At 71.5% G+C, this 25,161-nt stretch carries 20 protein-coding genes; 9 read left to right on the forward strand and 11 right to left on the reverse strand.

The annotated features are described in order from the left end of the window. Positions 1-61: 61 nt before the first annotated feature. Positions 62-688 (forward strand): bifunctional 4-hydroxy-2-oxoglutarate aldolase/2-dehydro-3-deoxy-phosphogluconate aldolase, encoded by a 627-nt coding sequence (gene eda, locus AB0M18_RS13110; protein ID WP_365757083.1) that lies wholly within the window; start codon positions 62-64, stop codon positions 686-688. Positions 689-724: 36 nt separating this feature from the next. On the opposite strand, the gene AB0M18_RS13115 is transcribed toward eda, so the two are convergent. The 6 genes from AB0M18_RS13115 to AB0M18_RS13140 form a co-directional block, all read right to left on the reverse strand. Further along, positions 725-1,990 (reverse strand): DUF3533 domain-containing protein, encoded by a 1,266-nt coding sequence (locus tag AB0M18_RS13115; protein ID WP_365757085.1) that lies wholly within the window; start codon positions 1,988-1,990, stop codon positions 725-727. 61 nt (positions 1,991-2,051) lie between these two features. Next, the gene (locus AB0M18_RS13120; protein ID WP_365757087.1) at positions 2,052-2,918 is read right to left on the reverse strand and encodes a GNAT family N-acetyltransferase; all 867 of its coding nucleotides are present in this window, start codon (positions 2,916-2,918) and stop codon (positions 2,052-2,054) included. A gap of 62 nt (positions 2,919-2,980) precedes the next feature. Next, positions 2,981-4,492 (reverse strand): bifunctional RNase H/acid phosphatase, encoded by a 1,512-nt coding sequence (locus AB0M18_RS13125; protein ID WP_365757089.1) that lies wholly within the window; start codon positions 4,490-4,492, stop codon positions 2,981-2,983. Beyond that, positions 4,492-5,235 carry a C4-type zinc ribbon domain-containing protein gene (locus tag AB0M18_RS13130; protein ID WP_365757613.1) on the reverse strand — a complete coding sequence of 248 codons (744 nt, stop codon included), beginning with the start codon at positions 5,233-5,235 and terminating at the stop codon, positions 4,492-4,494. The genes AB0M18_RS13125 and AB0M18_RS13130 overlap by 1 nt, the downstream gene beginning before the upstream one ends. Continuing rightward, on the reverse strand, positions 5,232-6,050 hold the full coding sequence (locus AB0M18_RS13135; RefSeq protein ID WP_365757091.1) for a Nif3-like dinuclear metal center hexameric protein: 819 nt from the start codon (positions 6,048-6,050) through the stop codon (positions 5,232-5,234). Before AB0M18_RS13135 ends, AB0M18_RS13130 begins: the two co-directional genes overlap by 4 nt. 112 nt (positions 6,051-6,162) lie before the next feature. Further along, positions 6,163-7,209 (reverse strand): iron-siderophore ABC transporter substrate-binding protein, encoded by a 1,047-nt coding sequence (locus AB0M18_RS13140; protein ID WP_365757093.1) that lies wholly within the window; start codon positions 7,207-7,209, stop codon positions 6,163-6,165. Positions 7,210-7,459: 250 nt separating this feature from the next. On the opposite strand from AB0M18_RS13140, the gene AB0M18_RS13145 reads away from it, so the two are divergent. Together AB0M18_RS13145 and AB0M18_RS13150 are read left to right on the forward strand one after the other, a co-directional pair. Beyond that, positions 7,460-8,605: a hypothetical protein gene (locus tag AB0M18_RS13145; protein ID WP_365757095.1), complete on the forward strand. Its 1,146-nt coding sequence runs from the start codon at positions 7,460-7,462 to the stop codon at positions 8,603-8,605. Positions 8,606-8,659: 54 nt separating this feature from the next. Continuing rightward, entirely contained in the window at positions 8,660-8,782 is a 123-nt protein-coding gene (locus tag AB0M18_RS13150; RefSeq protein ID WP_365757097.1) for a hypothetical protein, read from the forward strand. 71 nt (positions 8,783-8,853) lie between these two features. Here the strand turns inward: AB0M18_RS13150 and AB0M18_RS13155 are convergent, their stop codons facing one another. The 3 genes from AB0M18_RS13155 to AB0M18_RS13165 form a co-directional block, all read right to left on the reverse strand. After that, complete coding sequence (locus AB0M18_RS13155) at positions 8,854-9,816, reverse strand: 3-oxoacyl-ACP reductase (protein ID WP_365757099.1); 963 nt, start codon at positions 9,814-9,816, stop codon at positions 8,854-8,856. 72 nt (positions 9,817-9,888) lie between these two features. Next, the gene (locus tag AB0M18_RS13160) at positions 9,889-10,974 is read right to left on the reverse strand and encodes a Zn-dependent alcohol dehydrogenase (RefSeq protein ID WP_365757101.1); all 1,086 of its coding nucleotides are present in this window, start codon (positions 10,972-10,974) and stop codon (positions 9,889-9,891) included. Between the two features lie 69 nt (positions 10,975-11,043). Continuing rightward, positions 11,044-11,901 (reverse strand): MaoC/PaaZ C-terminal domain-containing protein, encoded by an 858-nt coding sequence (locus tag AB0M18_RS13165; protein WP_365757103.1) that lies wholly within the window; start codon positions 11,899-11,901, stop codon positions 11,044-11,046. Between the two features lie 424 nt (positions 11,902-12,325). Here AB0M18_RS13165 and AB0M18_RS13170 point away from each other — a divergent pair, with 424 nt between their 5' ends. The 5 genes from AB0M18_RS13170 to AB0M18_RS13190 all read left to right on the forward strand — a co-directional run bounded on the left by AB0M18_RS13170 (position 12,326) and on the right by AB0M18_RS13190 (position 16,687). Then, positions 12,326-13,225: an ABC transporter ATP-binding protein gene (locus AB0M18_RS13170; protein ID WP_365757105.1), complete on the forward strand. Its 900-nt coding sequence runs from the start codon at positions 12,326-12,328 to the stop codon at positions 13,223-13,225. Continuing rightward, positions 13,225-13,944 (forward strand): ABC transporter permease, encoded by a 720-nt coding sequence (locus AB0M18_RS13175; protein WP_365757615.1) that lies wholly within the window; start codon positions 13,225-13,227, stop codon positions 13,942-13,944. The genes AB0M18_RS13170 and AB0M18_RS13175 overlap by 1 nt, the downstream gene beginning before the upstream one ends. A gap of 18 nt (positions 13,945-13,962) precedes the next feature. Continuing rightward, complete coding sequence (locus AB0M18_RS13180; protein ID WP_365757107.1) at positions 13,963-15,117, forward strand: sensor histidine kinase; 1,155 nt, start codon at positions 13,963-13,965, stop codon at positions 15,115-15,117. A gap of 293 nt (positions 15,118-15,410) precedes the next feature. Continuing rightward, entirely contained in the window at positions 15,411-15,824 is a 414-nt protein-coding gene (locus tag AB0M18_RS13185) for a tyrosinase cofactor (RefSeq protein WP_365757109.1), read from the forward strand. A gap of 26 nt (positions 15,825-15,850) precedes the next feature. Beyond that, positions 15,851-16,687 (forward strand): tyrosinase family protein, encoded by an 837-nt coding sequence (locus AB0M18_RS13190; RefSeq protein ID WP_365757111.1) that lies wholly within the window; start codon positions 15,851-15,853, stop codon positions 16,685-16,687. A 7-nt stretch (positions 16,688-16,694) separates the two neighbouring features. Here AB0M18_RS13190 and AB0M18_RS13195 read toward each other — a convergent pair whose 3' ends face one another. Further along, a complete protein-coding gene (locus AB0M18_RS13195; protein WP_365757113.1) occupies positions 16,695-16,937 on the reverse strand; it encodes a hypothetical protein in 243 nt (80 codons plus the stop codon). 59 nt (positions 16,938-16,996) lie between these two features. Between AB0M18_RS13195 and AB0M18_RS13200 the strand changes: the two genes are divergently transcribed. Then, the gene (locus tag AB0M18_RS13200) at positions 16,997-17,629 is read left to right on the forward strand and encodes a response regulator transcription factor (protein ID WP_365757617.1); all 633 of its coding nucleotides are present in this window, start codon (positions 16,997-16,999) and stop codon (positions 17,627-17,629) included. A 926-nt stretch (positions 17,630-18,555) separates the two neighbouring features. Here the strand turns inward: AB0M18_RS13200 and AB0M18_RS13205 are convergent. Then, the gene (locus AB0M18_RS13205; RefSeq protein WP_365757115.1) at positions 18,556-25,059 is read right to left on the reverse strand and encodes an RHS repeat-associated core domain-containing protein; all 6,504 of its coding nucleotides are present in this window, start codon (positions 25,057-25,059) and stop codon (positions 18,556-18,558) included. Positions 25,060-25,161: the final 102 nt, after the last annotated feature.

A 25,161-nucleotide genomic window follows, 5' to 3' on the forward strand; every position in this document is an offset into this window, starting at 1 on the left:
CCTGTTGCAGCATACGCAACGCTCGTTGCGTGCTTCGCTCGCCGTCGGCAGGATGAAGCGCATGACGAGCGTGCTCGACCTTGCCCCCGCCGCCCCCGTCGTCCCGGTCGTCGTGATCGAGGACGCCGCCGACGCGGTGCCGCTGGCCCGCGCCCTGGTGGCCGGCGGTCTGCCGCTGATCGAGGTGACCCTGCGTACCCCTGCCGCGCTCGACGCGATCCGGGCGATCGGCGCGGAGGTCCCGGAGGCGGTCGTCGGCGCGGGCACGGTCGTCTCCGCCGCCGCTGTCGCGAACGCGGCCGGCGCGGGCGCCCGCTTCCTGGTCAGCCCCGGCTGGACCGACGGTCTGGTCGACGCGATGCGCGGCTCGGGCGTGCCGTTCCTGCCGGGTGTGTCGACGGCCTCGGAGGTCGTGGCGCTGCTCGAACGCGGGGTGACCGACATGAAGTTCTTCCCGGCGGAGGCGGCGGGCGGCGTCCCGTACCTCAGGTCCCTCTCCGGGCCGCTCCCCCAGGCCCGGTTCTGCCCGACCGGCGGCATCTCCCCCGGCTCGGCACCGTCCTACCTGGCCCTGCCGAACGTCGCCTGCGTCGGCGGTACGTGGATGCTGCCCGCCGCCGCCCTCGCGGCCCGCGACTGGGCGCGGGTCGAGTCGCTGGCGCGCGCGGCGGCGGCACTGGCGGGCTGAGGAGCCGGCCGGCTGGGGCCCCTGTCGATCCGGCAGTCACGCGGCCTCGGGCACGGTCTCCGGCCGGCGCGGCGGCTCGGGCTGCGGGGTGAAGCGGGCCAGGCCCCGGCGGTCGTAGTAGTGCGTCATGGCGAAGCCGAAGACCAGCGCGCCGAGGAGACCGATCGCGATCATCGCCCAGGCGCGGGCGAGTCCGGCGTCGGCGCGCGCGTCGAAGTAGAGGATCGCGCGGACGCCGTCGGTGAGCTGCCGCATCGGCTCGAAGATCGCGAGGAAGCGGTAGAAGGACGGGGTCGCCTGGAGCGGGATGGTGGCGCCCGAGGAGGGCAGCGCGAGCGCGATGAAGACGAACATCGACACCAGCTGTCCGATGCCGCCGAAGGCCGCGTTGATGGCCTGGACGCCGAGGCCGACGGCCACCGTCGCGCAGTACGAGAAGATCCACAGCAGGGCGAGGTGGTCCGCGTCCATGCCCAGGATCGTGACCGCGGAGAACATCAGGACCGAGGTCGTCAGGAGCGCGATCCCGGCCGTCATCACCATCTTCAGGACCAGGGTCTGGGTGCGGCTGATCGGCACGGTCCGGTGGCGGGTGTGCCAGGGGCCGATCTCGCTGTCCGCGTAGCCGAGCGCGGTGTCGATGCCGGCGTTGATCACGTTGCCGCCGATGAAGCCGGCGAGGACCAGCAGCAGGGTGTAGTAGAAGGCGGTCAGGCCGAGTCCGCTGTGCCGGCCGATCGGGTTCCCGATCCGGGTGGTCACCTCGACCGGGTCCGCGAGCAGCACCTTCGTCGTCGGGTCGGGGGCGGACGCGGCGAGCCGCTGCCCGATCGTGGTGGAGGCGCGCTGTGCCACGGCCTGGTTGATCTGGGCCGCCATGGAGGAGCCGAGGCTGCCGACGCCGGGATTGGTGAGCACGGTCAGGGTCGGCCGGGCGGTGGCCCGACGGGTCGTCAGCGCCTGGGCGTCGGCGCTGAACCCGGGCGGCACGATCAGCGCCCCGTACACCTTCCCGGACGTCAGGTCGTCCTCGGCCCGCGCGCGTCCGACGATCCGCCACTCGACGCTGTCCGGGCGCGCGGCCTTGTCGAGCGACGCGGTGATCTCCTTGCCCAGCGGGCCCCGGTCCTCGTCGACGACGGCGATCGGCAGCCGGTGCAGGTCGTCGCTCGGGCTCAGGATGCCGCCCAGATAGAGCAGCGCGAGGACCATGGTGACGAGCACGCTGAGGACGGTGGGCACGAGCCAGAGCTTGGGGTCGCGGACGAGCACGCCGGCGGGCCGGGGGGTCGCGGGGGCCATGGTTCTCCACGGGTGGGGGGGATCGGTCCGTTGCCTGCCCATGGTCGGCGCCGGGGCGCCCTTAACCCCGTATTGACGCCCCGGCGCGGTCCTCGTTCTCGTCGGTGTTCTCGTGGAAGGCCACCCGCGTGTGGTCGCCGATCGGCCGGTAACCGAGGCGCTGGTAGAGGGCGTTGCTGGTCGGGTTCGCCAGGTCGGTGAAGAGCAGCACCTGTGCGGCGCCGGCCGCGCGGGCGGCCCGGCTGACCTCGGTGGTCACGGCTCCGGCGTAGCCGCGGGCCCGGTGGGCGGGCGGGGTGTAGACGAGCGAGACCCGGGACCGGCCGGCGGCGGGCCGCGAGAAGCTCGCCATCGCGACGGGCACGCCGTCCGCCTCCCAGAAGCGGAGCCGGTCCTCGCGGACCATCGCCTCGGCGTGGGCGGAGTAGTCGGCGTCGGGGTCCTCCCCGACGTCCCCGGCGTACGCGCTCATCCAGGACAGGAGCAGGGGTACGTCCCCGGGGCCGGCGGCCCGGGCGGCGCCGCGCGGTGCGGGCCGGGGCGCGGTGAGCTCGCCCAGCCGGAACAGGCGCAGCCGCACGGACGTGCGCGCCTTCCGGCCGGTGGCGGCGGCGAAGGGCGCCGCGAACGCCTCGACCGTCGCGGCCTCGCCGCGCGCCTCCCGCACGGTACGGGGCAGTGCGGCCGGGAGCGCGCGGGCGGCGGCGTCCGGCATCGCACCGAGCAGCAGCGTCCCGGGCCCGGGCACGAGCAGACAGGCCCCGGTCACCGACGCCTCCCCGGCCGTCCACCAGCCGCGGGTGATGCCGGTGGTGCCGGGGGCGTCGAGCAGGGTGAGGAGCCCGGTGTTCCGCTCCGGTTCGGCGGCCACGCAGGCCCGGGCGGTGTCCGGGAAGGCGGCCGGGTCGGTGGTGAAGTGCCAGCTCATGCCGCGATGTTGGTACGGCCCGGGGCCCGGGTCCAGCGCTTTTGCGGCTGCCTGGGCCCGGGCTACCGCAGGTGGGAGGTGTCGTTGAGGAGCCGTACGGACGCGTTGCCGTCCGCGTAGTACGCCACCGCCGACAGCGAGGCGGCGGACAGCTCCATCCGGAACAGCGACTCCGGCGGGGCGCCGAGGGCGAGCCGCACCAGGGTCTTGATGGGGGTGACATGGGTGACGAGCAGCACCGTGCGGCCCGCATGCGCGGCGGCCAGCCGGTCCCGGGCCGCGGCGACCCGGCGGGCGACGGTCGCGAAGCTCTCGCCGCCGCCGGTCGGCGCGGCCTTCGGCGAGGCGAGCCACGCGTCCAGGTCGTCCTTGTACCGCTCGCGCACCTCGGCGAACGTCAGCCCCTCCCACGCGCCGAAGTCGGTCTCCCGCAGCCCCTGCTCGATCCGCACGTCCAGGCCGAGCCGGGCGGCGACGGCCTGCGCGGTCTGGCGGCAGCGGGTCAGCGGCGAACTGACGATCTCCTGGATCGTCCCGCGCGCGGCGAGCGCCGCCGCGACGGCCTCCGCCTGGCGCAGCCCGGCCGCCGACAGCTCCGGATCCGACCCCCCGCTCCCCGAGAACCGCTTCTCGGGCGTCAGCGCCGTCTCCCCGTGCCGCAACAACACGAACGTCGCCGGCGCCCCCATGTCGGGCCCGGACCAGCCGGGGGTGGAGGGGGCGGCGGGCGCCTGCGGGGCGAGCGCGCCAGGCGCCTGGGCGCCCTGCGGGGCGACGGCCCGGGCACCGGCCGGGGTGTCTGTCGCGCCGGCCGCCGTGGCCGGTCCAGCGGTCGTCGCAGTGCCGCCCGCGCCCCGCGCCCGGGCCGTATGGCCCGTCGGCGCCCTGCGGCCCGCCTCCGCCTCGAAGTCGCCGCTCGTGGCCGCCTCGCGGTCGGCCTCCGCCGCCGCCGAGAGCGACGCGCGGGCCTGGGCTGCCAGGGCCTCGTCGGGGGCGAACAGGCCCTCGGGCTCGGGCTCGGGCGGGGAGCCGCCTGCCGCGCCCGTGAGGGCGGCTCGCGCGCGGGCCGCACCGGCCGTCGCGTCGCCCGCGGCGGCGCGGGCCGCGGCGAGGTCGGCGGTCAGGTCGAGGGCCGCGGTCGAGGCGGACGGGGACCACTGCTCGCCGCGCCGCCCCGCGTCCATCGCCTCGTTGGCGAGCCGGTCCGCGTGCTTGTTGCGCTCGCGCGGGATCCACTCGTAGCGCACGCGGCCGGCCGGGAAGACCCGGGCGGCCTCGGCGGCGAGCGGCTTCATGTCGGGGTGCTTGATCTTCCAGCGGCCGGACATCTGCTCGACGACCAGCTTGGAGTCCATGCGGACGTGCACCGTGGCGTCCGGGAAGAGCTCCAGGGCGGCCCGCAGGCCGGCCACCAGGCCCTTGTACTCGGCCACGTTGTTCGTGGCGACGCCGATGTACTCGGCGCGCTCGGCCAGGGTCTCGCCCGTGGCCGGGTCGAGGACCACCGCGCCGTAGCCGGCGGGGCCCGGGTTGCCCCGGGAGCCGCCGTCGGCCTCGACCACGAGCTCGCGCATTACAGGCCGGACTCCGACGTGCGGACCAGGATCCGGCGGCAGTTCTCGCAGCGCACGACCGCGTCCGCGGCGGCGGCCCGCACCTCGTTGAGCTCGGTGATGTTGAGCTCGATGTGGCAGCCCTCGCACTTGCGCTGGTAGAGCCGGGCCGCGCCGACGCCGCCCTGCTGCTCGCGCAGCTTCTCGTACAGCTTCAGCAGGTCGGCCGGGACGGAACCGGCGACGAGCTCGCGCTCCTTGGCGACGGAGGCGGCCTCGCCGTCGAGCTCGGCCTGGGCGGCGTCGCGGCGGGCGGTGGCGTCGTCGGCCTTGGCCTGGACGGCGGCGACCCGTCCGGTCAGCTCGGCGACCCGCTCCTGGGCGGACTCGCGGCGCTCCATGACCTCGAGGACGATCTCCTCCAGGTCGCCCTGGCGCTTGGCGAGCGAGGTGATCTCGCGCTGGAGGTTCTCCAGGTCCTTCGGGGAGGACACGGCACCGGAGTCGAGGCGCTGCTGGTCGCGGGCGGCGCGCTGGCGCACCTGGTCGACGTCCTGCTCCGCCTTGGTCTGCTCGCGGGCGCAGTCGCTCTCCTCGGTCTGCGCGGCGACGAGCAGGTCGCGCAGCTGGGTGAGGTCCTTGTTCAGCGACTCGATCTCGGCGTGCTCCGGCAGCGACCTGCGCTTGTGCGCGATCTGCTGGAGGCGCACGTCAAGCGCCTGGACGTCGAGAAGTCGGATCTGGTCGGCGGGCGCGGCGTTCAGTTGGGGGCTCCAGGAGAGGTGTGGTGGGAGGACCAGGGGTCGGTGACCGTCGTCGAGACATGGACCCGCAGGTCCCAGCCGTGGCGGTCGGAGATCGTGTCGAGCTGCGCGGCGGCCTGCTCGCACCAGGGCCATTCGGTGGCCCAGTGGGCGGCGTCGACGAGCCCGAGGGGTGACTGCTGGGTGGCCTCGGAGGCCGGGTGGTGGCGCAGGTCGGCGGTGAGGAAGGCGTCCACCCCGGCGGCGCGCACAACGTCGAAGAGGCTGTCGCCGGAGCCGCCGCTGACGGCGACCCGGTGGAGCGGCAGCTCGGGGTCGCCGGCGACCCGGATGCCCTGCGCGGTGGCGGGCAGCCGCTTCGCGGCGCGCGCGGCGAACTCGGCCAGGGTCTCGGGCTGGTCGAGCTCGCAGATCCGGCCGAGCCCGGTCTCGGGGACGAGGGGTCCGGTGACACGCAGGTCGAGGGCGCCGGCGAGGGCGTCGGAGACGCCGGGGTCGGCGGTGTCGGCGTTGGTGTGCGCCACGTGCAGGGCGATGTCGTGCTTGATCAGGGTGTGCACGACCCGGCCCTTGAAGTGGCCGGCCGCCACCGTCGTCGTACCGCGCAGATAGAGCGGGTGGTGGGTGACGATCAGGTCGGCGCCGAGGCGGATCGCCTCCTCGGCGATCTCCTGGACGGGGTCGACCGCGAACAGCACACGGGTGACCTCGGCGTCGGGGTCACCGCAGACCGTGCCGACGGCGTCCCAGGCCTCGGCCCGCTCCGGTGGCCAGAGGGCGTCGAGCTCGGCGATGACTTCAGACAGACGGGGCACGAGGGAAAGGCTACCTGCCCCCTCTCTGCGCCTGAACCGGCGCCGCTCCCGCGGAGGTGGCGGGCCGCCGTCGGGGTTCCTCGATCGACGGTTGCCGTCAACCCGCCGCCCGCTACTTCACCAGGTCCGCGCGCAGGTCGTCGAGGACGCTGTTCGCCGCCGTCACGCCGAGGCCCAGGTACCAGGTCTCGTCCGGCACGTCCTTGGCCTGGCCGGCCCTGACCGCCCTGAGGTTCTTCCAGAGCGGGTTGGCCTGGGCGGTGTCGCGCTTTGTGGCCTTGGGGTCGCCGTACACGCCGGTGAAGATCCAGTCGCCGTCGGCCTGGTCGATCTTCTCCGGGCTGACCTCGACGGCGAGGTCGTTCACCTGCTGGTTCGCGGGGCGCGGCAGGCCGGCGTCCTCAAGGATGGTGCCGATGAAGGAGGCCTTCGCATAGAGGCGGATCTTGCCCGGGAGGTAGCGGACCATCGAGACCTTCGGCTTGTTCGGGCCGATGTCCGCGCCGAGCTGCTTCGCCTTGGTCTCGTAGGCCGCGAGCTTCGCCTTCGCCTCGTCGGTCCTGTCGAGCGCGGCGGCGTTGAGGAGGTAGTTCTCCTTCCAGGTGAAGCCCGGGCGGATGGAGAACACGGTGGGCGCGATCTTCGACAGCTCGTCGTACTTGTCGGCGGCGCGCAGCTGGCTGCCGAGGATCAGATCGGGTTCGAGGTCGGCGATGGCCTCGAGGTTGAGATTGTTGATGGTGCCGACGGACTTGGGCTCCCCGGCGTCCTTCTTCAGATACGTGGGGATGCCATCGTCCCCCTCGGACGGAGCAAAGCCGACGGGCTTGATGCCGAGGGAGACCACGTTGTCGAGCTCGCCGACGTCGAGGACGACGACCCGCTTGGGGGCGGACCTGAGCTCCGTCCTGCCCAGCGCGTGGGTGAGGGTGCGCGGGAACCGGCCGGGCTTCGCGTCGGTGCCCAGGGCGGCCGTCTTGGCGGCGGCGTCGCCGAAGTCCTTGCCGCCGACGGCGACGTCCTTCTTCTTGCCGCCCTCGTCCTTCTCGGCACCGTCCGAGCTGCCGTCACCTCCCGCGCAGGCCGCGAGAGCGAGCGCGGCGGCGAGGCTGAGGGCGGCGGCCGCGGTGCCGCGGCGGACGGGACGGCGGAGGGACATGGCGGGTCTCCTGTACGCGTACGGGGTGAACGACGACGCCGCCGCGGAACGGCAGCCGGCGACCCGTCAGCGGACTCGCAGCTTCCACTTAGGGTCGCCTTACCTTACCTACCTCTGACCTCACCAGCACAACCCGCCCCCGGCGATCGACGGATTCCCCGGACGGCCACCCATTGGGGTGAAGTGAGTCGACTCGTGTTGTTCGGCTGGAAGTGCGAAAACTAGCTTCGTAGCCGGAGGTGACGAGCTGATGACAGCCTGTGCCATCGAGGCCCCCGCAGAAGAAGGTGACGCGGTGTGGCCCACGGGATTCACGATCACCGCGAACGGCGCCTACGCGGCGCGGCTCGCCGGTTCCGGCGAGGCCCTGTTCGTGGAGCGCTGGACCCTGGACGGCCCCGAGCCCTACGCCGTACCGCTCCCGCTCGCCCAGCCCGAGGAGCCCGGCGCGATGCTGCTGCCGCTCGCGGACGGGCGGGTCCTGATCGGCCGCGCCGTGGACGGACAGCGCCACACGTTCTCGCTGCTCTACCCGACCGGCCCGGACACCGGCGAGCTCTCCCTCGGCTCGGTCGAGGCCCCCGCCCCCGGCGCCCTGACCCTGCTGCCGCCCTCGCCGGACGGCATCTGCGCGTACGCGATGTGCGTCGGCCCGGACACCACCACGCTGTGGCTGGTCGCGGGCGGGGCCTTCGGCCCCGAGCGGGTCGCCGAGATCAAGGGCCGGTGCAGCGGCGGCGTGTGGCTGGACCGCACCGGCCGGATGCTGGCGCTCGACCGACAGCTCGACGACGGCCCGGTCAAGGCCGTCGCGATCGACCTGGAGCGCGGTGGCGAGGTCACTCCACTGCTCCAGATCACCGAGGACAGCCATGACCGGCTGCTGCTCGCCGACCCCGACAGCGGACTGCTCCTCATCCGCTCCGACGCGCCCTCCCCCGGTCACGAACGCCTCGGCTGGGGCGTGCTCGGCAGTCTGCTGCCGGTGCGCTTCCCCGAGTGCCTGCGGCTCGACGACGCCGCGGTGACCCCGTTCGCCGTCCAGCCGGGGCAGGTGCTGATGCCGGAGAGCTGCGGGGTGGCGCTGCGGATCGACGCGGCGGCCGGCAGCTGGGTCGGTCTGTGGCGGCCGTCCTCCCGCCGGATGCACCAACTCGCCGCGCCCTTCGGCTGGCTGGCCGGTACGGGCCTGTGGACGCCGTCCGGCGTGCTCCGCCTGCCGTACGCGACGCCCGCCGCGCCCTGCGGCCTCGCCGCCCTGGAGGAGCCGGCCGAGCCGGAGCCGGAACTGGAACCGATGGCCCCGGCGGCCGCCCCGGAGCCGAAGGTGTGCGTTCCGGTGCCGCTCCAGGAAGCGCCGCTGACGGACCGTAAACAAGCCGACCGAACGCGCTGATTAGACTCTCCGAGCCGCATCAGCAAGAGCGACGTTTACGGGGTGAGTTCCACCATGAGCGACACGGACCGACAGGACCACGACAACTCGGGCAGGCACCGCGGACCGGCCGCGCCGGCGGAGGACTCCTCGTCCTCCCCGCACGGCCGCCACCGGCGCGAACCCGAGGCGCAGTGAGCGAACGGTGAGTATGTGAAGGGCCCCCGGGCGACGCGTCCGGGGGCCCTTCGTCTCCCCCCGCGCGTGGCTCAGCCCTTCTTCAGGCCGAGCACCTCCGCCGCGGCGAAGGTCTCCCCCGCCGGGCGGGCCGCGTAGTGCGGCGTGAGCAGCCCGTCCAGTTCCTCGTACGTGAAGACGTCCTTGGCGGTGTCGAACTTGGCGGCCACCCTGGGCCGGTCCACGATCGCCACCATGCCGCCGTGGACGACGAGCAGCTGGCCGTTCACGCCGGCCGCCGCCGGAGACGCGAGATAGCCGACGAGCGGCGCCACGTGCTCCGGCGACAGCGGGTCGAGCTCGTCCTCGGCGGTCGGCTCGGCGCCCCTCCTGATTGTCGGAATGGCCGCGAACACGTCCTCGGTCATCCGGGTGCGGGCGCGCGGGCAGATGGCGTTGGCGGTGACCCCGTACTTGGCGAGCGCGAGCGCCGTTGAGGTGGTCAGGCCGACGATGCCGCCCTTGGCCGCCGCGTAGTTGGGCTGCCCGGCCGAACCGGCGAGGAAGGCCTCGGAGGAGGTGTTCACGATCCGCCCGTAGACGCCGCTCTCGCCCGCCTTGGCCCGGCCGCGCCAGTGCACGGCGGCGAAGTGGGTGGTGTTGAAGTGGCCCTTGAGGTGGACCCGGACGACCGAGTCCCACTCCGCCTCGCCCATCGAGAAGATCATCCGGTCGCGCAGGATGCCCGCGTTGTTGACCAGGACGTCCAGCTTGCCGAACTCGGCCACGGCCAGGTCGACGAGACCGCGCGCGGTCTCGAAGTCGGCGACGTCGCCGAGGTGGGCGACGGCCCGGCCGCCCGCCGCGCGGATCTCGGCGGCGACCTCCTCGGCGGGGGCCGCGGAGGCCTCACCGGAGCCGTCGCGGCCGGGCTGCCCGTAGTCGTTGACGACCACGGCCGCGCCGAGCCGGGCCAGTTCCAGGGCCTCGGCCCTGCCGAGGCCGCGGCCGGCGCCGGTGACGATCGCGCTCAGCCCCTCAAGAGGCAGTGACATGGGTCGGAGTCCTCTCTCAGATCTCGATGCTCAGATCTCGATGCTCAGATCTCGGTGCTCAGATCTCGGTGCTCAGATCTCGATGCAGGTGCGCAGGGCCACGCCGGTCCGCATCTGCTCAAGCGCCTCGTTGATCCCGGTGAGCGGCACCCGGTGGGTGATCAGGGACGCCAGGTCGATGCGGCCGGCCCGCCAGAGCGCGATGGCCCGTTCGTACGAGCGCAGCACGTCCCCGCCGCCGTACATCGACGGCAGGATCCGCTTCTCGTCGAAGAACAGCTCGAACATGTTGAGCTGGAGGAAGTCGTCGAGGGCGCCCGCGCCGACCACGCAGAGGGTGCCGCCGCGCCGGGTGGTCTCGTACGCGGTCCGGGCGGTGGCGGACCGGCCGACGACCTCGAAGACGTAGTCGAAGCCCTCGCCGCCGGTGATCCGCTGCCTGGCGTCGGCGAGCGCGTCGGGGGCGACGGCCTCGGTGGCGCCGAAGCGCAGCGCGGCCTCGCGGCGCGACTCGACCGGGTCGACGGCGACGATCTGCGCGGCGCCCTGGAGCCTGGCGCCCTGGATCGCAGAGATGCCGACGCCTCCGCAGCCGATCACGGCGACCGACGAACCCGCCTCCACCTTCGCGGTGTTGATGGCCGCGCCAAGGCCGGTGGTCACACCGCAGCCGATGAGCGCGGCGATGTCGAAGGGCACGTCGTCCGGGATCGGGACGGCGCAGCCGGCGTCGACCACGACCTCCTCGGCGAAGGTGCCGGTACCGGCGAAGCCGAAGACGTCGGCGGAACCTCCGCCGGAACGCCTGAAGTTGGGGGTGCCGGCGTTCATGAAGCCGGCCAGGCAGAGCTGGGTCTGGCCGCGCTTGCAGGCGGGGCAGGCGCCGCAGGCGGGCAGCCAGCAGAGCAGCACCCGCTGCCCGACGGTGAGGCCGGTGACGCCGTCACCGACGTCGAGGATCTCGCCCGCGCCCTCGTGTCCGGGGACGAAGGGCGCGGGCTGGGGCAGGACACCGCTCATGGCGGACACGTCGGAGTGGCACAGGCCGGTGGCCCGGACCCGGATCCTCACCTTGCCGGGACCGAAGCCCACCGCCTCGACGTCGTCGAGGACTTCCAGCTTGTCCTGGCCGATCTCGTGCAGTACGGCTGCGCGCATGGTGCGGCTCCCCTCGGGGTCTGCTGTCGGGCTGTCGGACTGTCGGGCTGTCGGGCTGTCGGGCTGTCGTCAGGAGTGGTCGACGACGGTGTCGGCGAGTACGGGGGCGTCGTCGCGTTCGGCGGCGGTGACCGTGACCTGGACGGTGTGCCCGTCCTGGCGCCACATGCGGATCCGCAGGGTCTCGCCCGGGAAGACGATCCCGGCGAAGCGGGTGCGGTAGCCGCGGACGCGGGTGACGTCGCCGTCGAGGAGGGTGTCGACGACCGCCTTGAGGGTCATGCCGTACGAGCAGAGGCCGTGCAGGATCGGCCGGTCGAAGCCCGCGAGCTTGGCGAACTCGGGGTCGGCGTGGAGCGGGTTCCAGTCGCCGGAGAGCCGGTAGAGCAGGGCCTGCTCCTCGCGGATCGGCCGCTCGGCGGTGGCGTCGGGGGTGCGCTCGGGGACCTCCAGGCGTTCGGAGGGCCCGCGGTCGCCGCCCCAGCCGCCCTCTCCGCGTACGAAGATCTGGGCGTCACTGGTCCACAGCGGCCCGTCGTCGTCGGCGGCCTCGGAGCGCAGCACCAGGACGGCGGCCTTGCCCTTGTCGTAGACGGCGGCGACCCGGGAGGTGGAGACCGCCCGCCCGTTGACCGGCAGGGGCCGGTGCAGGGTGATGGACTGACCGCCGTGCAGGACGGCGGCGAGGTCGATGTCGATGCCGGGGGCGGAGAGCCCGCCGACGACGCCCATGCCGGCGCCCGCCACGGTGGCGAAGCTGGGCAGGACGTGCAGCCGGGATTCGAGGGTGTAGCGCAGCTCGTCGGGGTCGGTCGCGGGGACGCCCGCGCCCAGGCCGAGGTGGTAGAGCTGGACGTCCTTGTGGTCCCAGGCGATCTCCGCGCTGCGGGGCTCGGCGGCGACGGCCTTGGCGGCGTCAATGGGCATCGCGTTGCTGCTCCTTGTGGCACATGTGGCAGGTGGAGACCTCGGCGCGGTCGTCCGCACCGTCGACCGCGCCGAGGCCGTGCGGGACCGTTCCCGGACGCCGGGTAGAACGCGTTCTAGAACGGCGATCCCCATGTATAGCCGAGGGGTGGGGAGTTGGGAACCCTGCTGACGGCATGTCAGATTGCGGGACGGGGACGGACGGGGGCCGCCACCGGAGCAGGGCGTCCAGGACATTTGTCACGGCCGGGTCCGTACGCCTGAGCCTGCCGCGCAGCTGCCCCCGCTCCGTAGCTTCGTGGCCATGAAGACGACAACGGGGACCGCGCCGACAGGCACTGCAGAGACGGCAGAGTCGGCAGGCACGGCAGAGACAACAGACACGGCAGGCACAGCGGACACGGCAGCGGTCGCGTTCACGGGCGTGACCAGGACCTTCGGCGCCGTCCGCGCCGTGGACGGCATCGACCTCGGCATCCGGCGCGGCGAGACGGTCGCGCTGCTCGGGCGCAACGGCGCCGGCAAGTCCACCACCGTCAACCTCCTCCTCGGCCTCGACGAGCCCGACAGCGGCCGGGTCCGCCTCTTCGGCGACGCGCCGGTCCGCGCGGTCGAGGCCGGCCGGGTCGGCGCGATGCTCCAGGACGCCCGCCCGGTCCCCCGGGTGACCGTCCGCGAGCTGGTCGAGTTCGTGGCGCGTACGTACCCCCGCCCGCTGCCCGTGGCCGAGGCGCTGGGCCTCGCCGGGCTCACCGACCTCGCCGGCCGCCGGGTCGACCGCCTGTCCGGCGGGCAGGCGCAGCGGGTGCGGTTCGCGGTCGCGCTGGCCGGCAACCCCGAGCTGATCGTGCTCGACGAGCCGACGGCCGCGCTCGACGTCGAGGCCCGCGAGGCCTTCTGGCACTCGATGCGCGGCTACGCCAAGCGCGGCAACACGATCCTCTTCTCCACCCACTATCTGGAGGAGGCGGACGCCAACGCCGACCGGATCGTGGTCGTCGACTCCGGGCGGGTCCTCGCCGACGGCACCGCCGAGGAGCTGAAGCGGGCCGCGGGCGGCACCACGGTCTCCTTCGACCTGGCGGGCCGACCCACCGAGGGCCTGACCGCGCTACCCGGCGTCACCTCCGTCGAGGTCCGCGGCGACCGCGCGCTGCTGCGCAGCTCCGACTCGGACGCGACGGTCCTCGCGCTGGCCGCGCACGACCTGGTCCGCGGCCTGGAGGTCGCACCGGTGTCCCTCAGCGAGGCCTTCCTGACGCTGACCCGTAAGGCCCCCGGCGCCCCCGCCCGTACCGCCGACTCCCTGGAGACGTCCCGATGATCACCGCGTACGTCCGCCTCGAAGTCCGCCGCACCCTGCGCGACATCGGGTTCGCGATCTCGTCGATCGCCGTGCCGGTCGCGATGTACCTGCTCTTCACCAACCTCGGCGGCCAGAACGACGCCGCCCTCAAGACCGGCATGATGGTCGGCATGGCGGCGTACGGCGCGCTGGGCGCCGCCCTGTCGCTGGGCACCGGGGTCGCCGAGGACAAGTCCGCCGGCTGGCTGCGGCAGTTGCGGATCACCCCGATGACCCCGCGCCAGGTGGTCACCGGCCGGGCCCTTACCGGCACGGTCGTGGTCCTGCCCGCCATCACGGTCGTACTGCTCGCGGGCGGGCTGCTCAACGGCGTACGGCTGGACGCCTGGCAGTGGGCGGTGACGGCGCTCGTGCTGTGGGCGGGTTCGCTGCCCTTCACCCTGCTGGGCCTGGGCAACGGCTACCGCCTCACCGCGCAGACGACGGGCGTCGTGAACGTGGCCTGCACCCTGGGCCTCGCGGTGGTCGGCGGCCTGTGGTTCCCGGTCGGTCTGTTCCCCCACTGGCTGGCGGCCGTCTCCCGGTTCACGCCCACCAACCGCTTCTCGGAGCTGGGCGTGTCGGTGACGGAGGGCACGGTGCCGGGCCTGACGCCGCTCGCGGTCCTGCTGGCGTGGGCGGCGCTCTTCGGAACGTATGCGGCCGTCTCGTACCGTCGTTCCGCACGGACGGTGTGAACCTGGGGGTGCGGAGCGATGAGAAGGTTCCTGCGGCGCGGGGCGGAGAGCGCGCGGGGCGGCCGGCTGACGGGGCTCAGCCTGCTGCCGTGGCTGCTGATGGGCATGGGCGCGCTGTCCCACCTCGTCTCGGGCGAGGCCGCGAACCCCTGGATCGGCGGGCTCGGCCTGCTGGCCTTCAACACCCTCTACATCGCCGTCGTGATCCGCGCCTTCGTCCCGGGGCGGCGCGAGTCCCCGCCGACCTGGGGGCTGCTCGGCGCCCTCGCCGTGCTGACCTTCGCGCTCGCCGCCGGTTACGGCCGGGAGTGGCTGCTGCTCTTCCCGCTCCTGGGGCTCGCGGTCGGCGCGGTGGTACGGCGCGGGCGGACGCAGCGGCTCACGGTGTTCCCGCTGGTCGCGGCGGTCGGGGTGGTGACGCTGTGGCGGGACGGCTGGGACTCGCTCGGGATCGTGTACGGCACGTTCATCTCCATCATGGTCACGGCGACGATCCTCGCCCTGAACGAGACCGTGCAGGAGCTGCGCGAGACCCGTGAGGAACTGGCCCGCACGGCGGTCGAGAAGGAGCGGCTGCGCTTCTCGCGCGACCTGCACGACCTGCTCGGCCACACCCTGTCCGTCATCGTCGTGAAGTCGGAGGCGGCCCGGCGGCTCGGGCCGCGCGATCCGGACGCGGCGCTCGCGCAGGTCGCGGACATCGAGACGGTGGGACGGCAGGCACTCACGGAGATCCGGGAGGCGGTGACCGGCTACCGCCAGGCCTCATTGACGGCCGAACTCGACCGCGCCCGGGACGTCCTGGCGTCGGCCGGCATCGAGCCCGTGGTCCGCCAGTCCGGCCCGCCGCTGGAGCCGCAGACGGAGGCGCTGCTCAGCTGGGTGGTCCGCGAGTCGGCGACCAACGTCGTCCGGCACTCCGGCGCCACCCGCTGCGAGATCGAGCTCGGCGGCGCCCCGGAACGCGTCCGCCTGACGGTCTCGGACGACGGCCGTGGCATCGACGGTACGGAAGGGGGCGCGCCGGGCAGTGGCCTGCGGGGCCTCCGGGAGCGGGTCGCGGCGGCGGGCGGCACGCTGACCTCGGGCCCGGGCCCTCGCGGCGGGTTCCGGCTGGAGGCGGAGCTGCCGGTGGAGGCGGCGGGCGCGTCCCGCTTCGGGGTCGACTGCTGACCGGATCCGGTCAGTTTCCGCAGGTGGGACCCGCCACATGCGCGCCCCCGCCGCGAAAGATCATCCGGACGAAGGGCCGGTTCCCGGCGGAGGGTTTCGTTCCACGGCTGCCGCATCGGCCCCGTACAGCAAGATCAACTTCGTTCAAGTCTGCACTTTTCGCGGGAGGTTGTCCGTATAGCGCCCAACCGGCCGGCGGCGATTTCCGCCCCGCCGAACCCCCCGAGTACCGATGGGAAGCACCGGGGGCATATGACCAACCCCCGGTGCACCACGCACGAGGGGGTTTCTCCATGTCCAGCATCACCCGCCGCAAGGCCCTGGGCGTCGCCGCCGGCGCCGCAGGCGCGGCCGCGGGCCTCGCCCTGGCCGGCCCGGCCGCGGCGGCCCCGGCGCAGGCCTCCGCGCCGACCGGCGCCGCCGCGCCCGATTCGTTCGACGAGGTCTACCTGGGCCGCCACATCAAGGGCGGCTCATCCGCACACGGCGGTCACCACGGGGGCCACGGAGGCCATGAGGGCCACGGGGGCGGCTACACCGTCACGATCGACGGCGCGGAACTGCACGTCATGCGGAACGCCGACGGCACCTGGATCAGCGTGATCACGCACTACGACCCCGTCGCCACGCCCAGAGCCGCCGCCCGCGCGGCCGTACGCGAGTTGCAGGGCGCACCGCTCGTCCCGCTGACCCTGCCCGCCGTCTGACCGCCCGTCCCGGAGTCGATCGCATCATGAACGTACGCAAGAACCAGGCCACGCTCACCGCCGAGGAGAAGCGCCGCTTCGTCGCCGCGCTGCTCGAACTGAAGCGCACCGGCCGCTACGACGCCTTCGTCACCACCCACAACGCCTTCATCATGGGCGACACCGACGGCGGCGACCGCGTCGGGCACCGCTCGCCGTCGTTCCTGCCCTGGCACCGGCGCTTCCTGCTGGAGTTCGAGGCGGCGCTGCGCTCGGTGGACCCGGCCGTCACGCTCCCCTACTGGGACTGGACGGCCGACCGCACCTCCCGCTCCTCCCTCTGGGCCCCCGACTTCCTCGGCGGCACCGGCCGCGCCCGCGACGGGCAGGTCGTCGACGGGCCGTTCGCCCGCTCGGGCAACCGCTGGCCGATCACCGTGCGCGTGGACGGGCGCGACTACCTCCGCCGTGACCTGGGCGCGAGCGGCCGCCCGCTGCCGACGCGCGCCGAGGTGGACTCGGTGCTCGCGATGGAGACGTACGACACGGCCCCGTGGAACAGCGCCTCGGACGGCTTCCGCAACCATCTGGAGGGCTGGCGCGGGGTGAACCTCCACAACCGCGTCCATGTGTGGGTCGGCGGCCAGATGGCCACCGGCGTCTCCCCCAACGACCCGGTGTTCTGGCTGCACCACGCCTTCGTCGACAAGCTGTGGGCCGACTGGCAGGCCCGCCACCCCGCCTCGCCCTACCTCCCGGCCGCCGGCACCGCGAACGTCGTCGACCTCCACGACACGATGCGCCCGTGGAACGACGTCACCCCGGCCGACATGCTCGACCACACCCGCCACTACACCTTCGACACGGCGGCGACCGCCGCGTAGCCGGCGGCTAAGGGGTGCTCTGCTCGGTCGTCTGCCCGCCGATCTCGGCGACCGAGCTGTTCCCGCTCACGGTCCCGGACACCTGATCACCCCCGCCACCGCCTCCACCGCCGATCCCCAGCACCCCGACGAGCCCGCCGACGGGTCCGTCGGCGGCGGCCTGGGCGGCCCCGCTCCCCATCGTCACCGTCCCGAGCACGGCCCCCGCGAGGACGACAGCGGCGGCGATCCTGTTCCTGGTCTTGTCCATGCCCCTCCAACGACGAGCCCCCGCGCACCGATGCGGCCTACCCTGTCCCCGTGAACGAGATGCCCCGGGACCACCGCCCCGCCAAGTCCGTACGCGTTCTCCTCGCCGAGGACCAGGGCATGATGCGCGGCGCGCTCGCGCTGCTGCTCGGGATGGAGCCGGACCTGGAGGTCGTCGCCCAGGTGGGCCGCGGCGACGAGATCGTGTCCACCGCCCTGACGGCCCGGCCCGACGTGGCACTGCTCGACATCGAACTTCCGGGCATGTCGGGCCTCGACGCGGCGGCGACACTCCGCGACGAGGTCCCGGACTGCCGGGTCCTCATCCTCACCACCTTCGGCCGCCCCGGCTACCTCCGCCGCGCGATGGAGGCGGGCGCGGCCGGCTTCCTGGTCAAGGACGGCCCCGTGGAGGACCTGGCCGAGGCCATCCGCAAGGCCCTGCGCGGCGAAACGGTCATCGACCCCGCCCTCGCAGCCGCCGCCCTCAGCGCCGGGCCCAACCCCCTCACCGCCCGCGAACGCGATGCCCTCGGCGCCTCCGTGGACGGCGCGACGATCGCCGACATCGCGACCAAGCTCCACCTCTCCGAGTCCACGGTCCGCAACTACCTCTCCTCGGCCATCGGCAAAACCGGCACCCGCAACCGCATGGAAGCGGTCCGCGCGGCCCGCCAACAGGGTTGGCTATGAAGGAAGGACCTGCTTGGTGCCCGCGCCATCAGGAGGTGGGACTTGCCCAAGGTGAAGCGGCTGGTCCTAGCGCGGGGGTGCGTGAGGTGATACCCGAACACCGGCCCCGGTGGCATGACAGGCTGCCGTAGCGGGCAGCGGACAGCCCTCCCCTCGTCACCTCTGAGGCGCCCGCTGGCGCTCGGCAGGCCCGCCAGGCGCAACGCCATAGGGGCACGATCTCGACCGTGTGAGGCGACGGTACAGCCTCGATCCGAGTGCACGCGCCGTGCAGATCCTCGCACCCGGGCCGCCCGCCGAACTTGCCAACCACTGGCGTCAGACACGCACGCAGCCCCGCCGAAAGCCAATCCGGCGGGGCTGCACCTTGAAGTTATCCAAACGTGACCCAAGATTCTACTGCGCCATAATCTCAGGTATTGAGAGAGCTAGAGAAGCGCCGCAATCTCAACCAATTCCCCTTCGCTCGAAATTGCCACCGTAACATTTTCACAGTGCACATATCGAGCGGGTTCCCGTTCGGAATACATCAGCCTAATTCGATCTTCCGTCTGAACGAATCTAAGACTCTCCACGATGGACGCGACAGATTCATCAGGCGTCATTGCATCTGGATCAACCGACCACCCCCAGGGCGATCGATCGAGGACCGGTGACTGGGCCTTCATTTCAGCATTGACGGGGACCCGGGATTTCGATTCCAATTTCGGAGGCGACTCGACAACAATCACCTGGACAAGCATTCCAGTGAGTGGATCGATCTTCATCTCGACCTCTCCGCCGTCAGCTCCGGAGACCCTGAGGTACAGCGGCCTACCTGCAGGTCGAGGCGCCCAAGTGACCTTCATGGGGATCCAGGGGTCGCTCTCGACAACCGCCCTTTCACAGTCCACCGAATCAAGTACTCGAATCACAGGCTTTCCCCATCATCCTGCAGGCATGGCATGGAATAGGACTGGGAGCTGCCCTGGACTTCGCGGCGCGCCAAATTTCAACTCCCAGCCTCCGACATTCACCATCTTATCAAATGGAAGCCCACCCCTCCCAGCCTCAGCTACTGCGGCTTGCAGACTCAAAAGCTGTGCCTGAGTTGCCATATCAATTTGCGCCTTGGTTGCCCCACGCTGCGCCATTCCCGAGAGGTATTCCGCCATGTGTTCTGACGCATTTCCGTGCACCCACACTCTGGTGTCACCGGCGCCGAGCTCAAACGATCGCGGAAGATCGCTTCCTGGATAATTCGGCTGGGTCGCCTTGATGCCATCCCATACCGTTTCTCGTCCGGCGAACAGACCTCTCAGCTTCCCGCCGAGACGTTCCAGCATCGGGCCCACCGCAGCACCTGCGCCGAGCGATCCTCCTGCGGCGAAATCGATCTCGCCGGCTGCTGCTTCAATCGCAAGGTTGACGCATTGCCCGCGTGTCAGCGCACAGACACCGATCACGGCAATGGCGGCTCCGATCCACGGCTGCTCCGGGTCGAGGAGTCCGATGTCGGAGGCCACTGCGCAGAACGACTCGTGGCTCGAAGCTGCACTGCCTTGACAGTTCTGGAGCGCCCATTGGTGGATGGCGTCTTCGTAGTTCGAAGTGATGATTCCCCGGCCCAGCATCTCCTTGGGGGTGGGAATCGGCTCGCCGCCAATGGTGGGCTTTGCGTTCTCGGTCGAGGGATCGTCTCCCGTGGGAGTCGTGCCCCCGCAGGAGCCGGTCTGGTAGCAGCTGCCGGGGCTGTTGTCCCTCGATCCGTTGTTCGTGTCCTTGCCCGAGGCCTGGTCCGGGGTGCAGTACTTGATGTCGTACGAGCAGGTGCCCGGGGTGGAGCCGATCTCGAGGCCGCTGGGGTCGCTGTAGGTGACGGGGGCGTTGTTGGCGTAGGCGTAGCCGTTGAGGGACTGGTGCCGGTCGAGGCTGAGGATGGGGTCGACGCTGATGAACTGGCCGATGAGCGGGTCGTATTCGCGGGCACCCACATGCGTGAGGCCTGTGGTCTTGTCGGCCGTCTTGTCCAGGAAGCCTCGGTCCGTCGGCCACGCGCCGATCGAACCGCCGCGTTCCGCCCCGAAGGGCGTCATGTAGCGCTTGGTGAACTTCTGCTCGGCGTCCGCGTTGACCGCGAGGCTGGCCGTGCCGTGGTGATCGCCGGCGAGGTACTGGACCTGCATGGTCCCGGACTCGTTGGTGCGGACCGCGAAGGCGCCGTAGCTCCTCTGCGCCCACTTCGATCCGTCCGCCCGCAGGTGGAGTTCCGTCGCGCCCGCGTAGAGGACGCGCTCGCCTCCCTCCGTGTCGCGGATGAGCAGCGCGCCGTCGGCGTCGTAGAGGTACTCCGTGGACTCGGTGTTCTCAGCGAGCTTGGCGAGCCGGCCCTCGTCCGACCAGGTCAGGTCCTGCTGACCCGTCGCGCCCGGCCGCTTGATGGTGTTGCCGGACGTGTCGTAGTCGTAGACCTTGTCCTTCGCCGGGTCGGCGGCCGTTCCGCAGTCCGTGCGGGTCGTGGTGTACCGGAGTGCGTGCGGCTGCCTGGCCGGGTCGTAGCAGTAGGACGTGGTGGCGTCTCCGCCCACCGCGTGCTGCGTCTCCTGCAGTCGCTGGCCGCCCTGGTTGTACGCGTACGAGGTCCAGTACGGGGCCGGACCGCCGAGCGTGCTCGCGGAACGGGCGTCCGAACAGTTCTGCGACGCGGGGGTCCAGGCTTCCGTCATACGGCTGTGGCCGTCGTAGGCGAAGCACTGGGTCTCGGCCTTGCCGGTGCCGCCCACGGTGGTCGGATCGGCGATCGACAGCACCTTGCCGGCCTGGTCGTACGTGTAGGCCAGGGCCTGCAGCATGTACGGGCGGGTGTCGTCCGTGACGTTGCTGTTGGTGAGCCGGTCGGTGCCGAGCTCGTAGGAGTTGGCGATGTAGACGCTGCGGTCGCCGCTGCCGCCCCTGCCCAGGGTGAGGTGCCCGACCATTCCGAGCGCGGTGTAGTCGGCCGCCAGCAGGTAGTTGTTGAGGCCCTTGAGGGTGGTGAGCTGCCCCAGGGATCCGTAGCCGTACTCCACCTTCTCGCCCGGCAGGCCGCCGAGGGCGGGTTCGCTGGTGCTGCCGACAGCGCCGTCGACGCGGTAGTCGGTGGAGAAGGTGAGGGTCGCGGGTTGGCCCGCCTTTACCAGGTCGTCCGTGTCCGGCAGCCGGAGTTCCGTCGTCGTGGGACGGTTCAGCGCGTCGTAGGCCTTGACCTCCTTCGTGTACGTGGTGCCGGTCTCGCCTCCCACGTAGCGCGTGGACGCGGTCGGGAGCCCCTTCAGCAGGCTGTCGTACGTACGTCGGGTCAGCAGCGTCGCCGTCGAGAGTTCGGTGCCCGCCCAGGTGTCCGTGGGGCGGCCGATCTTGTCGTACGTGCTGAGGACGGACTTCCCGCCCGCGGTCGTCTTCCAGACGCGGTCGAGCTTGTCGTACTCCGTCTCGGTGATGCCCTTGTCCGGGTCGGTCGCGGTCTTCTGGCGTCCGAACTGGTCGTAGGTATAGGTCCACTCGGCACCGTCGGGACCGGTGATCTTCTTCTGCATGCCGTCCGGTGTGTACTCGAACCGCGTCGACGTGTACGCGGTGCCGAGGGTCGCGCCGTACTGCGTGTCCGTCGGGTTCACCCCCGCGTACTCGCGGGTCTCCGTGGTCCGGCCGAGGGCGTCGACGATCGTGCGGGTCGCCGAACCGCCGTCGAGGGCGGTGGTGGCGGTGGAGTCACCGGTGTAGGTGGTGCCGGCGGTCCACTGCTTCACGCCCATGATGTAGAGGCTGCTGGATGTGGCCCGTCCGGCACCGTCGAAGACCGTCTCGACCTGCTTCGGCGCCTTGCCGTACTCGGCCCGCGCGTACGTGCTGTTCGGCGTGGCGGTCGTGTCGAACATGTCCGCGTACGTCTCGTACGCGAGGCCACGGCTGTCGTAACGCGTGTCGGTCAGCAGGCGTCCGCCCTGCGGGGTCGGCGACTGCGTCTGAATCGGCCTCAGCAGTGCGTCGAAGATCGCGTAGCTGGTGTTGTACGCCGCACCGTCACCCGTCAGCGTCGAGGACGAAGTCCAGGACTGCTTGGTGTTGCTGAGGGAGTACGCGAAGGTGCTGTTGGGCGACTGGCTGCCGCGGATACGGTCGGGAAGCCAGACGTCCGTCAGACGGCCCAGTGCGTCGTACGCCAGCTCCGTCTTCTTCAGGTTGGCATCGTACGAGCGCAGGGTGAGTCCGCGCCGCGGGTCGAAGTACGTGAAGACCTTGTGCGTCTCGGCGTTGGTGGCGGCGGTCCTGGTCAGCGGACCCGCGCCCGGGGGCGTGTATTCGATGTTCGTCGACTTGTCGTCGTCGTTGGTGACCTTGGTCGGACGGCCGAGCGTGTCATAGGCGGTCTCGGAGACCCTCTGCCAGGTCACCGGCGGCGTCGTGCCGTACGAGGTGGCACGCCCGGTCCAGGTGGGCATGCCCTTGGTCGGCTTCATCGTCGCGGACCAGGCGAGGCTGTCGTACCCGATGGCCGTGTCCGACAGAACGTTGCCACGGGTGCCGTCGGCGTTCTGCAGCTTCAGGTCCGCCTCCGCGAACGTGCAGCTGCTCGCGACGGTCCGCACACGCGAGACGAGATTCGTGAGCCCCAGGTCGTCGTTGTCGGCGTACCAGGTCTCCGTGCAGGTCTCGTCGCCGGTCTTGGAGAGGTCTCCGTTGCCGACGACCTTGACGGGACGTCCCTTGGCGTCGAAGGAGATCGTGTCCTCGTCGCTGGACCGCCACTGCTGTGCAGCGGTGAGGTAGGTGTACGAGGTCGTCTTCTTCGTCCGGACGAAGCGCGCCACGTGGTCGCCCGCGTCGGGCACGTCCGTCTGGCGTGCGGTCTCCTTCGACCACGGGTCGGTGGCGCTGGCCGAGATCGCGGTAGCGCCGTCGTACGTGACCTGCTCACGGAGGGTTCCGCTGTACTGATCGCTGTCCGTGAGGGTGGCGAGTCCGATCGTCGGCTGGGCGAGTTTCGCTATGGAGACGGACTTGGTGGTGCCGTCCTTGTTCGGGTCACCGTTCATGCCCTGCATGTACAGGGAGACGGTCTTACTGCGGACGGGGGCGTTCCGCGATCCCTTGTAGACCGTGACCTCGCGGTAGCCACGCCAGTCGGACCAGGTCCGCTCCGCCTTGGGGGCGAAGGGGTCGTCGCTGTAGTGCCAGGCGGCGCCGCTGTAGACGTACTCGTTCTCCACGGCGTCGTTCGGAGTCGTCGGGTCGGTCGTCACGACACCGAGGACCCGGTACTTGTGGAACCAGTCCACCGACGCTTCGGGGGCACCGTTGATGTTCCAGAACTGCGGGTAGCAGCTACGGGTGTTGGTGTCCTGCGGCGCGCTGAGCACCTGGCTGCGGACGCACTCGGGCCCCGAGGTCGTGACCGTGGTGATGGCGCCCGTCTCCGTCGTCACAGTGGCGATGCGGGGCCGGGTCAGCGGCAGGATGTCATCGGTGCCGTCCACTCGGTTCGGACGCATGTGGTAGGTGAAGGAGATCGGCTTCACCTCGATCTCCGTGGTGCCTGCCTTCGCCGACCGTGTGACGGTCTTCAGCGTCAGCACCTGGTCGGACGAATCGCCGATGTCGCCGCCGTCCAGGTATTCCTCGCCGAACTTCCAGGAGTCGACCGGGTCGTACTTGGTCAGCGCGGTGTTCCAGGACCACGTGTCGATGCCGGTCAGGCGCTTGCGGCTGAAGAAGGAGGGCGACACCGAGAGGCACTCCGTGGAGTCCTTGGCGCAGATCGCGTCGAACGGCACGTCCGGCCAGTTCTCGGCGGTGTCCTTGGTCAGCGAGGTGCAGTCCGCGGCGGTGCACCGCTCGGCGTAGCCGAAGGTCACCTTCGCGTCGGCGTTGTCCGTGAACAGGCTTCCGTTCACGTCCTTGCGAAGGCCGTACCTGATCTCCGTCAGGTAGCCGCCGCGGACGTACTCGGTGTCGGCCTTCGTGGCCTTGTTCTTGTTGTAGTAGTTCTTCTCCTGGGTGTACCAGTACGTGGCCGCGTTGCCGCGGGTGTCCTCGACGTAGTCGAGGTTCCATCGCCACGCCTGGTCGACCGCTCGCTCGGCGAAGGTGGCGCCGGCGCTGTAGCCGGGCTCGCCGGAGTCGTCGCCGAAGACCGGGACGGTCCAGGTGGAGTTCGTTCGCTGCGTGGTGGCGCCTGCGAGCTTGTTCTGCCCGAAGACGTACTTCGTGCCGTCACTGGTGACGACGGTCCAGTACTCGCCGTCGTTGTCGCCGTTGTCGGCGCCGGTGGAACGGGTCACCTTCGAGGCGTCGTCGTTCTCCAGCTTCCACACGTTGGCGGTGGACGTCTTCACGAGCCGGGACGACTTGCCGTTGAGCACCAGGCGGGCGTTGTCGTACTTCCAGCAGCGGTCGTCGACGTCGGTCTGCCCGTCGTCGTCGCAACTGCCGTACGCACGCTCGATGTACGACTCGGTGAGGGAGAAGCCCTCACCCACCGAGGCGCCCTGGTTGTTGGTGGTGGCGGTGCGCCCGTCGATGCTTCCGGAATCGTAGGAGAGCTGGAGCGACGGTGCCGGGCCGGCTGCGGCCGGCGGCATCGTGAAACCGTACGACCAGTTGAACGACCCGGAGTTGCTGCCGGCGGACCAGGACGACGACGCGGCGAGCGGGGTCGCGCTGTAGTCACCCGTTCCCTTGGCGGACTGGCCGCCGCCCGTGGCGGTCAGCGCCATCACGGTCGCGCCGGAGGACGCGGAGGTGAGCTGGGTGGCCGGGCCCGCGTCGGTCTCGGCGACCTGCACGTCGGCGGAGACCTTCTGCTGATCGACGTCGTTGCGTGAGCCGAGCGGGGTCCGCGTCCGGCACTCGGCCTTCTGCGGGGTGGTGAGGGCACAGCCCGGCAGCTGGACGAGCTGCAGGCGTCCCGACCAGCCGCCGCCGACCGCCGAGGCGAAGGCGCCGTAGTCGACGCTGATCCTGGCCTTGCCCGCCTTGTCCGCCTCGGCGGTCAGGACGACACCGGTGATGCCGAGCTTGTCGGCGGCCGCCTGGTCGAGGACGGTGATCGTGGCATCGGTACCGGCCTGGAGACCGGCCTTGGCCGCGGAGGGAACAACGGTGACCGGAAGGCCGCCGGCGGCGGTCGTCTTCGCCGCGCCGGCCGTCAACGTCACATCGGCGGTGCCCGCCTTGGGCCAGGCGGCCCGCTGCCGTTCGGCACGGGCGCGTTGCGCCTGCGCCGCGTTCTCGCGCTGGTCCTTCGCCACCCGCTCGCGGGTCTTCTTGTCTCCCGGCCCGGACGGCTTGACCTCGGTGACGTACTCCGCCGGCGTGTCCAGGCGGCCCCGACCGCCCTTTCCGTCGTCGGCTGCCGACGTGGGTGTGAGCCCGATCGGTACCGAGAGTGCGACGGCCAGTGGCAGCACCACGAGCCTACGGCGGCGCCGTAGGCGGGCACTGCCCGACCGCCTGCCCGAACTACCTCTTGCGAATATCACAGATACTCTTCCCCACCCTCTGAGAATGCGTGG

Source organism: Streptomyces sp. NPDC051909, from assembly GCF_040681095.1.
GTDB lineage: Bacteria > Actinomycetota > Actinomycetes > Streptomycetales > Streptomycetaceae > Streptomyces.

Bases quoted from the DNA above. Each gene is read 5' to 3' on its own strand.
- eda (WP_365757083.1), top strand. From the start codon at position 62: ATGACGAGCGTGCTCGACCTTGCCCCCGCCGCCCCCGTCGTCCCGGTC.
- AB0M18_RS13115 (WP_365757085.1), bottom strand. From the start codon at position 1,990: ATGGCCCCCGCGACCCCCCGGCCCGCCGGCGTGCTCGTCCGCGACCCC.
- AB0M18_RS13120 (WP_365757087.1), bottom strand. From the start codon at position 2,918: ATGAGCTGGCACTTCACCACCGACCCGGCCGCCTTCCCGGACACCGCC.
- AB0M18_RS13125 (WP_365757089.1), bottom strand. From the start codon at position 4,492: ATGCGCGAGCTCGTGGTCGAGGCCGACGGCGGCTCCCGGGGCAACCCG.
- AB0M18_RS13140 (WP_365757093.1), bottom strand. From the start codon at position 7,209: ATGTCCCTCCGCCGTCCCGTCCGCCGCGGCACCGCGGCCGCCGCCCTC.
- AB0M18_RS13145 (WP_365757095.1), top strand. From the start codon at position 7,460: ATGACAGCCTGTGCCATCGAGGCCCCCGCAGAAGAAGGTGACGCGGTG.
- AB0M18_RS13150 (WP_365757097.1), top strand. From the start codon at position 8,660: ATGAGCGACACGGACCGACAGGACCACGACAACTCGGGCAGGCACCGC.
- AB0M18_RS13155 (WP_365757099.1), bottom strand. From the start codon at position 9,816: ATGTCACTGCCTCTTGAGGGGCTGAGCGCGATCGTCACCGGCGCCGGC.
- AB0M18_RS13160 (WP_365757101.1), bottom strand. From the start codon at position 10,974: ATGCGCGCAGCCGTACTGCACGAGATCGGCCAGGACAAGCTGGAAGTC.
- AB0M18_RS13165 (WP_365757103.1), bottom strand. From the start codon at position 11,901: ATGCCCATTGACGCCGCCAAGGCCGTCGCCGCCGAGCCCCGCAGCGCG.
- AB0M18_RS13180 (WP_365757107.1), top strand. From the start codon at position 13,963: ATGAGAAGGTTCCTGCGGCGCGGGGCGGAGAGCGCGCGGGGCGGCCGG.
- AB0M18_RS13185 (WP_365757109.1), top strand. From the start codon at position 15,411: ATGTCCAGCATCACCCGCCGCAAGGCCCTGGGCGTCGCCGCCGGCGCC.
- AB0M18_RS13190 (WP_365757111.1), top strand. From the start codon at position 15,851: ATGAACGTACGCAAGAACCAGGCCACGCTCACCGCCGAGGAGAAGCGC.
- AB0M18_RS13195 (WP_365757113.1), bottom strand. From the start codon at position 16,937: ATGGACAAGACCAGGAACAGGATCGCCGCCGCTGTCGTCCTCGCGGGG.
- AB0M18_RS13200 (WP_365757617.1), top strand. From the start codon at position 16,997: ATGCCCCGGGACCACCGCCCCGCCAAGTCCGTACGCGTTCTCCTCGCC.